The sequence below is a fragment of the Kitasatospora sp. NPDC059747 genome (assembly GCF_042732955.1).
Taxonomy (GTDB): Bacteria; Actinomycetota; Actinomycetes; order Streptomycetales; family Streptomycetaceae; genus Kitasatospora.
In genome coordinates this window covers 26,508-35,069 of record NZ_JBHWGV010000090.1, presented here as the reverse complement: position 1 = coordinate 35,069, position 8,562 = coordinate 26,508, and the positions used below count along the sequence as shown (strand labels likewise).

Here is an 8,562-nt window from a genome sequence, read left to right as displayed (position 1 = left end):
GCGTTCGAGCTTGTGGTCTGGCGGGGGGGGGGGGGGGGGGGGGGGGGGGGGGGGGCGCGGGGGGGGGGGGGGGGGGCCGCGCGGGGGGCGCCGCCCCCCCCCCGCGGCTCGGGCCGGGCAGCGGACGGTTCCCGCTCGGAGGAGCGGGGCCGGGTGTGGTGCGGAGAGGGTCGGTGGTGGGTCCCGCTGCCCGCCCGCCGGGTGCCGGTGCCGGGGGGCGCAGCACGGTGGACCCACCCGGCCGGGGCACCGGCGCGGCCCGTCGGCTCAGGCGGCGTTCCTCGGCGTCGGGCCGACCAGCCCGGTCCGGGCCGCCAGCACGCCGGCCTGGAACCGGCTGGTGGCGGAGAGGTCCTGCATGATCGCGGCCAGGTGGCGGCGGAAGGTGCGGTCCGACATCGCCACCCGCCGGGCGATCACGTCGTCCTTGGCACCGGAGGCCAGCAGTTCGAGGATGGTCGCCTTCACCTCCTCGATCGTCCCGGCGTAGCCGCCGGCCGCGGAGTCGAACTCGAAGGCCGAGGCCCAGTAGCGCTCGTGCAGCCCGCCGAGGAAGGCCGCCACCGCCCCGTCGTACACGACGGCGATCGCGTCGCCCTCGCCGGCCGGGATGAACGCGACCTGCCGGTCGAACACCAGGAAGCGGTCGTGCACCTCCTTGGTGGTGCGGGCCTGCCCGCCGACCGCCATCAGCGCGCCGATGTGGGCCCGCGTCCCGGCGTCGCCGCGGGCGGTGTGCGGGTAGAGCACCCGGGCCCGGACGCCGCGTTGCAGCGCCTCCAGCACGAGCGGCCGGGCCAGTCGCAGCTCGGCCGTCTCCTGCGCCACGCAGGGCTGCATGACCAGCAACTCCTCGGTGCAACGCTGGGCCGCGTCGAGGAGCCGCAGCCGGAGCTCCTGCGGGTCGTCGGTGATCACCACGCTCTCCGTGCGGGTCTTGGCCTGCTTGTCGAACGCGGCCGCGAACGAGCGCAGTTGGCCCTTGAAGCCGGCGAGCCGGCGCCGCTGGTCGTGGATCGCCCGCTCCAGCGGCACCAGGAGCTCGACCTGGGCGGTGTCCGGGCTGACCGCGACCAGCAGGCTCCCGCCGTCCTCGGCCGGCCGCACCAGGCGCAGTTCGCGCAGTTCGTCGAGCGCCCGCAGGACCCTGGGGAACGGGAGGCCGAGTTCGGCGGCGATCCCGGCGGGGGTGAAGTGCGGTCGGCCGAGGGCCCGTTCGTAGAGCCAGACCACGAACTGGTCCGGCTCACCGGGGTGTCTCGCGGAGTCCTGCCGTACGGTCGGTGCCGCGTGTGCCATGATCGCCTCCACTCAGTCCTCGTCCGGTCGTCCGCCGCCCGGTCCGGCGGCGCGCAGCCTGCGGACGGCCGGTGCCGCGAGCAGGACGGCACTGCAGGCCAGCCCGACGCCGAAGGACGCGAACATCAGCGTCCGCTCCCCGGTCAGGCGGGCGATCGGCCCGGCCAGCGCGCGGCCGAGGGCCATCGACAGCAGCGAGCCGGCCACGTCGTACGCGTAGACCCGGTTGAGCAGGTCGCCCGGGATCTGCGTCTGGACGGTGGTCGCCCACAGGACCGACCACAGCGCCAGACCGGCCCCGGCGAGGCCCCAGCCGACGCACAGCACGACCACGTCGGGCCGGACCGCCGCCGTCAGCGGGTACAGCGCGAACAGCACCCACCCGATCGTGCCGAAGGCGAGCGGCCGCGCCGGGCGCAGCCGCATCGCCACGGCGCCGCCGACCAGCCCGCCGACGCCCATGGCGGCCAGGCCGGTGCCGAGCACCGTGGAGCCGTGGGCGGCGACGACGAGGTCGGTGCCGACCGGCAGCGACAGGCCGGCCACGAAGCACCCGTACAGCAGGAAGACCGAGATGACGCCCCACAGCCACGAGCGGGCCCGGAACTCCTGCCAGCCCTCGACCAGTTGGCGCAGGAACGACTCCCCGGCCGGCTCGCCCGCGCGCGGCGGCAGCCGCAGCGCGAACAGGCAGGCGGCGCTGATCCCGTACGTGGTGGCGTAGATGGCGAACACCACGGCCGGCCCGGAGAAGCTGACGAGCACCCCGGCCAGGGCGGGCCCGGCCACCCCGGCCAGCGACTCGGCGATCCGCAGCGCGCCGTTGGCCCGCTGGACGTCCTGCGCGACCTGCGGGACGAGTCCGGCCACCCCGGGCTGGAACAGCGCGGTGGCCAGGCCGCTCGCGAACTGCAGCGCGACGATGGCGGCCAGCGACGGCGTGCCGAGGGCGAACGCGACGGCGAGCGCGCCCTGGATGCCCAGGCGCACGAGGTCGGCGAGGACCATCATCCGGCGGGGGGTGAACCGGTCGGCGAGCACGCCGCCGAACAGCACGCCCATGGCGAGCGCCGCCATCCAGGCGCCCAGCGCGTAGCCGACCCCGGCGGTGCCGTAGCCGCTGTCCAGGACGCCGACGGACAGCGCCACGGGCAGCATCGCGTCGCCGAGCAGCGAGCCGGTGCGGGCGCCGAAGTAGCGGCGGAAGTTGGCGGACCACAGGGCGGCGCCGGGAGCACCGGCGTCCTCGGCGCCCGTGCCGGTGGAACTCGCCTCGTCGGCGCTGGTGTCGGTGGCGCTCACGTCAGGTCGCCTTCCGCGGGGCGGCCGGAGGAGTCGGACAGCACCGGGAGTCCGGCCCAGGCCCGCGGGTCGTCGGCGCGGGCCGGCTCGGGGGCGCCGTCGTGCACCACGTAGCGGTGCGGGGTGATGGCGCGGACCCGCCCGGGGAGCGCGGCCAGCGCGCGCCGCTGGACGTCGCGCGGGTCGGCCGGCCCGGGGAGGTGGCACACCAGTCGGTGGCCGAGGTCGTCGTCCGGTTCGGCGGTGACGAGGTGCGGCGTGCCGGCCAGCACCTCGGCGAGCAGCGTCCGGACGGCGGCGAGTTCCACCCAGGAGCGGTCGCTGAGGTACCAGCCGGGGCCGCGCTCGACCGGCGCGAGCGTGGTGAGCGAGGGCAGTTCCTTGAGCGCCACGTCCTCCTCGGCGGCGGCCGCGAACAGGCGCAGCAGGGCGCGCCCGAACTCCTCGGCCTCGGCGTCGGCCAGGGTCTGCGGGTCGAGCCACAGGGTCAGCTCGAACTCCCCGGTGAGCCGGTACAGGCACGCGAAGAAGCGGCAGGGCACGTCCTCGGGGGGCACCCACCCGACGCTGCCGCCGAGCCCCGGTTCCGGGACGGCGGGCTCCTGGTGGCCGGGGATCCACACGCCGGGCAGCCGGCCGCGCGCGGACTCGTCGGGGGAGCCGGCCGCGGCGGCCAGCGCGCTCATGTCGTTGAAGACGAGGTCGCGGGCGAAGGAGATGCCGCGTTCGGTGCTCGCCGCCTCGATGGCCCGCCAGACCGCGGTCGGGTCGAACCAGCTGTGCCGGTACGCGGGCAGCCCGGCCGCCCGCACCTGGCGGACGACGTCGTCGAAGCCGGTCGGCCCGTCGAGGTCGAGCGGCAGCAGCGCGTCCTGCGCGAGTGATCCGAAGAAGCCGCGCAGCTTGGGGACGACGCGGTTGCCGGAGAGCGAGGTCACCGCGACGGTCCCGTGCCCGGCGCGGTGGCCGACGAGCACCGCGAGGGCCGCGAGCACCACCGTGGACGCGCTGGCGCCGGTCCGTTCGGCGACGGCCGCCAGCTGGGCGGGGGCGGCCGTGGAGCGGACGGCGAGGCCGGGGTGCAGCCAGTCGGTCTTGGCCGGGGTGCCGGTGGGCGGCGGGAACACGGCCTGCGGCACCCGGCCGATCTGGGCGCCCCAGTACTGCACGGCGCCCGCGCCGATCCGCTGGACGGACGCCGAGCGCTCCAGCCCGACGACGTCGACGGGCTCCAGCGCGGGCGGCTCCGGCAGCTCGCGGCCGGCGCACAGCGCGGCCCACTCGGCGTGCAGCACCTCGCACGCGGCGACGTCCATGGCGGCGTGGGTGACCACCCAGACGAGCTGTCTCGGGACGCCGTCCGCCGTCACCACGGCGGCGCGGAAGGGGAGTTCGGACTCCAGGTCGAAGGGGCGGGCGCGCAGCCGGCGGGCGGTGCGCTCGGCCGTTCCCAGGGGGTCGCCGTCCGACTCGACCAGCTCGACCGCGAGCGTGCCGCAGGCGGCGACCCGCTGGGTGGGCGGGGTGGTGAGGACGTACGTGGTGCGCAGCGACTCGTGGCGCTCCAGCAAGGTGCGCAGCTGGGCGGCGATCCGGTCCGGGCCGCCGTCGGCGGGGACGCCGAAGACCATGGCCAGGTTCAGGCGCGTGGGGTCGTCGTCGATGCTGATCGCACGGACGATGTTGGCGTGACCGAACGAGAGGGGGCCCGACCGTGCGGGGCGGGCACCGGCGAAGTCGACCGTGAGCTGTGGCAACGTGTCACCTCATGGATCGCGGCGGTCGTGTGGGGGGTTCTGGATCACGGTACGGAGGGCGGCTGTTGGACCGGCTGTAGTCGCACCAGAGGCGGTGCGGCCGGAACTTCCGGTCGGCGGGGGCCGCGTACGGGGGCTGAGCTCGGCGATCCGGCGGGCGGGCGGGTGGCGGCCGGGCGACCGGAAGAAGTGGCCGCAACTTCCGGAGCAGTTGTCCCGGCGCCAACGGGTCTGCCCGCGCGGTCTGTTCGCGTGGTCCGTCCGTGCGGTCTGTTCGTGTGGTCCGCCCGCCCGCTCCGTCCGCGCCGCCGTCCCCGGCCGTGAGGGCTCGGCCGTGACTCAGAGGACGGCCCCGGTCCCCGTCTCCTCGCCGATCCGCTCCGCCGCGCGCCGGTGCGCGAGCGCCTCCTCCGGCGCGCCGAGCGCCGCGTGCGCGTGCCCGAGCACGTGGTGGCTGCGCGCCTCGCCGGGCCGGTGGCCGGTCTCCCGGTGCAGCGCGAGCGCCTCCGCGGCCAGGTCCGCGCCGGTGCGCGGGTCGCCCAGCAGGACGCGGACGTGGGCGAGCACGTCGAGCGCGCAGGCCTCCAGCAGCCGGAACTCCGACTCGCGGGCCAGGCCGAGCGCCTGCTGGGCGGTGAGCAGGGCGAACTGCTGCTCACCGAGCCGACGTTGGACGGTCGCCAGGCCGACGAGCGCGGACACCTGCGGGAAGCGGTCGTCCACCACCTCGGCGAGGTGCAGCGCCTGCCGGTAGCTGTCGGCGGCCTCGGGCAGCCGCTCGGCCCGCTCCAGCGCGATCGCGAGGACGAAGGCGGCGTTCGCCTCCAGCCGGCGGTTGCCGAGCGCCCGCGCGGTCGCGAGGGCGGTCTCGGCGAGCCGGTGGCCGGTGCGGTGGTCGCCGAGGTCGGAGTGGGCGCGGGAGAGGCAGCTCAGGGCGACGGTCTCGCTGGTCCGGTTGCCGGTGGCCTCGTGGACGGCCAGTGCGGCGCCGGCCACCCGGATCGCCTCCCGGGAGCGGCCCATGGCGCGGTGGGCGATGCCGAGGTTGGTGTGGGCGATCGCCTCCCCGCGGACGGAGCCGAGGTCGCGGTAGAGCCGGGCGGCGCGGGTGAAGTGGTCGGCGGCCTCGGGCAGGCGGCCGAGCTTCCAGCAGATCAGGCCGAGGTCGGTGAGGTCGTCGGCGGTGCCCGCGCCGCCCGCGCGTTCGGTGAGCTCGCGGGCCCGGGAGAGGTAGTCGGAGGCCAGGCGCATGCTGCCGTTCTCCTGGTGGGCGGCGCCGATCCGGCGCAGCGCCATCGCCTGGCCGGCCGGCCACTCGGCCCGCCCTGCGAGGTCGAGGGCCTTGCCGAAGAGGGTGACGGCGAGCGCGTTGTTGCCGAGGGTCCAGTGGCAGTCGGCGCGCTGCAACTGCGCGGTGGCCTGGGCGCGGAGCCGGCCGTCGGTGACGGCGGCGGCGAGCCCCGCGGTGGCGACGCGCAGCCGCTGGATGGTGTACATGCCCCGGGAGAGGTAGCCGTGCAGGCTCTCGGCGAGGCGCCAGGCGACGGTGGGGAAGCCGGAGTGGGCCGCGTGCAGGACGGCGCCGACCAGGCTGTCCCGTTCGGCGTCCAGCCACGCGGCCGCCTGGGCGCGGTCCGGGACGAGCGTGGCGGCGGCCGGTCCGGGGCCGGCCGCGGGCCTGGTCGGGTCGAGCAGCCGGGCCGCGGCCTCGGCGTGGCGCAGGTACCACTCGAAGAGCCGTTCGCGGGCGCCGTGCACCTCGTCGCCGACGACGAGTTCGCGGGCGTAGGAGCGCAGCAGGTCGTGCAGCCCGAACCGGCCCGGGGAGCGCTCCTGCACGAGGTGAGCATCGGTCAGCCGGTGCATGAGCAGGGCGGACTCGGCGGAGGTCGTGTCGGCGAGGGCGGCGGCGCCGTGGACGGTGACGTCCGCTCCGGGCATCAGGCTGAGCAGTCGGAACATCCGCCGGGCCGGTTCGGGCAGGGCACGGTGGGAGAGGTCGAACGCGGCCTTGACGGTCGCGTGCCGGTCGCCCTCGACGCGCAGCCGGCTGAGCAGGTCGTCGCCCGCGAGCTCGGTGCAGTACACGGCGATGCCGGTGTTGCGGGCGTGCAGGTTGGCGGCGGCGATCCTGATCGCGAGCGGAAGCCCGCCGCACAGCTGGACCAGGGCCCGCGCGGCCTCCTCCTCGGCGGCGACCCGCTCGGCGCCGGCGGTGTGGGCGAGCAGCCGCAGGGCGTCGTCCGGGCCGAGCACGTCGAGGGCCAGCTGCCGGGCGCCGTCGCTGACGACCAGCCCGGCCATCCGGGTGCGGCTGGTGATGACGACGCCGCAGCCCTGCGCGCCGGGGATGAGCGGCCGGACCTGCTCGGGGTCGCGGGCGTTGTCCAGCACGATCAGCATCCGCTTGTCGGCGAGCAGCGTGCGGTACGTCGCGACGGCCTCGTCCTCGTCGGCGGGCATCCGGTCGGGCGGCACGCCGAGGGCGCGGAGGAACTGGGCCAGGACGTCGCCGGGGCGCAGCGCGGGCACGGGGGAGTGGCCGCGCAGGTCGACGAACAGCTGCCCGTCCGGGAAGTTGTCGCGCCGCGCGTGCGCCCAGTGCATCGCGAGCGCCGTCTTGCCGACGCCCGGCGCGCCCACCACGGCGACGACCTTCTGCCGGACGGCCGGGTTCGGGGCCACCAGACCGTCCAGTTCCCGGAGTTGGCGGCGGCGGCCGACGTACGCCCCGGCCTCGGCGGGGAGTTGGGCCGGCCGGACGGCGGGGGCCGGGCCCGGTGCCGCAGGGGTCCACGGTTCGTCCGTGCCGGTGCGCCGTGCGCGGGGCAGTTGCTGGCGCAGCACCCGCAGGTGCGCCTCGCGCAGTTCCTCGCTGGGCGCGATGCCCAGTTCCTCGTCCAGCCGGTCGCGGAAGCGGGTGAACACCTTGAGCGCGGCGGCCTGTTCGCCGCAGCTGGCGAGGGTGAGGACGAGCCGGGCGTGCAGGCCCTCGTGCAGCGGCTCCTCCCGCACCATCTCCCACAGCCGGCGCACGGCGTCCTCGGGGCGGCCGAGCCGGAGCGCGGCGTCGGCGTGCAGCAGGACGGCCTCGGTCCGCTGCTCGTTGGCGGCGACGGCGGCGGGGTGGTTGCGCAAGGCCGGGTCGGCGTCGGCGAGCACGGGCCCGCGCCACCACTCCAGGGCGCAGGTGAGCGACTCGTACGCGAGGACGGGGTCCGCCGCGGCGAGCGCGCGTTTGGCGCGGGCGAGGAGTTCGTCGAAGTGCCCGAGGTCGCGCTGGCTCCAGGCGGCCTCCAGCAGGTAGCCGGTGGGGGTGCGGGCGACGGCGGGCTTCGCGCCGGCCCTGGGCGCGGCGGGTTCGAGCAGTTGGCGGACCTGGCTGACGTACGTGTGGACGAGGCTCTGCCGCGAGCCGGGCGGGCCGGCGGGCCAGAGCGTCTCGGCGATCTCCTGCTGGGTGGCCGGCTCGGGGTGCTTGAGCGCGAGCAGTCCGAGCAGGCGGCGCTGCATCGGGCTGGTGACCGCGAGCGGGGTCCGGTCGCGCTGCACGACGAGCGGGCCGAGGATCAGGAACCGCAGCCGGCCGGTGTTCCTGGCCGGCCGCGCGCGGGCGGCGGTCAGCAGCCGGTCGACGTCGGCGCCGCTCAACCCGAGGGCCGTGGCCAGCCGCTGGAGCGTTCCGGCCTGCGGCCGGTTGACCCGGTCGCGCTCGATGTCGCGCAGCGCCCGGGCACTGATCGAGGCACGGGCGGCCGCGTCCTCCTGGCTGAGCCCCGCCCGCCGCCGGTGCCCCTGCACCTGCGCGCCGAGCGTCTCGCCCCCCGTCTCCGGACCGTCCCAAGGGAGCCCCGGCGCCGCGTCCCGTCCCCCCATGGCCTCCCCCTCGTCCGCCCGCCCCGGGGCCCTCCCGGGCCGACGGCCAGTGTGGACTAGACCATTCCGTTGGGCAAGGGTGTCCATGTCATGTCCGCAACCCCCACCCGCCCCACGGCTCCCCGGAAACGGCTGGGAAACGGCCCCGGAAAACGCGAAATCCCCCCGGTGCTCTCGCGAGCCCCGAGGGGATGTTCCGTGTCCGAGGGGGGACTTGAACCCCCACGCCCGATAAAGGGCACTAGCACCTCAAGCTAGCGCGTCTGCCATTCCGCCACCCGGACCGGGTGTTGTCCTTGCGGCTTCCGTCTTTCCGTCGGCCGCGCTG

At 76.4% G+C, this 8,562-nt stretch carries 4 protein-coding genes and 1 tRNA gene; all 5 read right to left on the bottom strand.

Annotated features, from left to right (window positions below):
• Positions 1-267: 267 nt before the first annotated feature.
• Positions 268-1,299, bottom strand: a complete 1,032-nt coding sequence (locus tag ACFV4G_RS31310) for a LuxR family transcriptional regulator (protein ID WP_380445490.1) — start codon at positions 1,297-1,299, stop codon at positions 268-270.
• Positions 1,300-1,311: 12 nt separating this feature from the next.
• The gene (locus tag ACFV4G_RS31305; protein WP_380445489.1) at positions 1,312-2,601 is read right to left on the bottom strand and encodes an MFS transporter; all 1,290 of its coding nucleotides are present in this window, start codon (positions 2,599-2,601) and stop codon (positions 1,312-1,314) included.
• Complete coding sequence (locus ACFV4G_RS31300; RefSeq protein WP_380445488.1) at positions 2,598-4,358, bottom strand: condensation domain-containing protein; 1,761 nt, start codon at positions 4,356-4,358, stop codon at positions 2,598-2,600. The genes ACFV4G_RS31305 and ACFV4G_RS31300 overlap by 4 nt, the downstream gene beginning before the upstream one ends.
• Positions 4,359-4,697: 339 nt before the next feature.
• The gene (locus ACFV4G_RS31295; RefSeq protein ID WP_380445487.1) at positions 4,698-8,234 is read right to left on the bottom strand and encodes a BTAD domain-containing putative transcriptional regulator; all 3,537 of its coding nucleotides are present in this window, start codon (positions 8,232-8,234) and stop codon (positions 4,698-4,700) included.
• A 199-nt stretch (positions 8,235-8,433) separates the two neighbouring features.
• A tRNA-Leu gene (locus ACFV4G_RS31290) sits at positions 8,434-8,518 on the bottom strand.
• Positions 8,519-8,562: the final 44 nt, after the last annotated feature.

Bases quoted from the DNA above. Each gene is read 5' to 3' on its own strand.
- ACFV4G_RS31310 (WP_380445490.1), bottom strand. From the start codon at position 1,299: ATGGCACACGCGGCACCGACCGTACGGCAGGACTCCGCGAGACACCCC.
- ACFV4G_RS31295 (WP_380445487.1), bottom strand. From the start codon at position 8,234: ATGGGGGGACGGGACGCGGCGCCGGGGCTCCCTTGGGACGGTCCGGAG.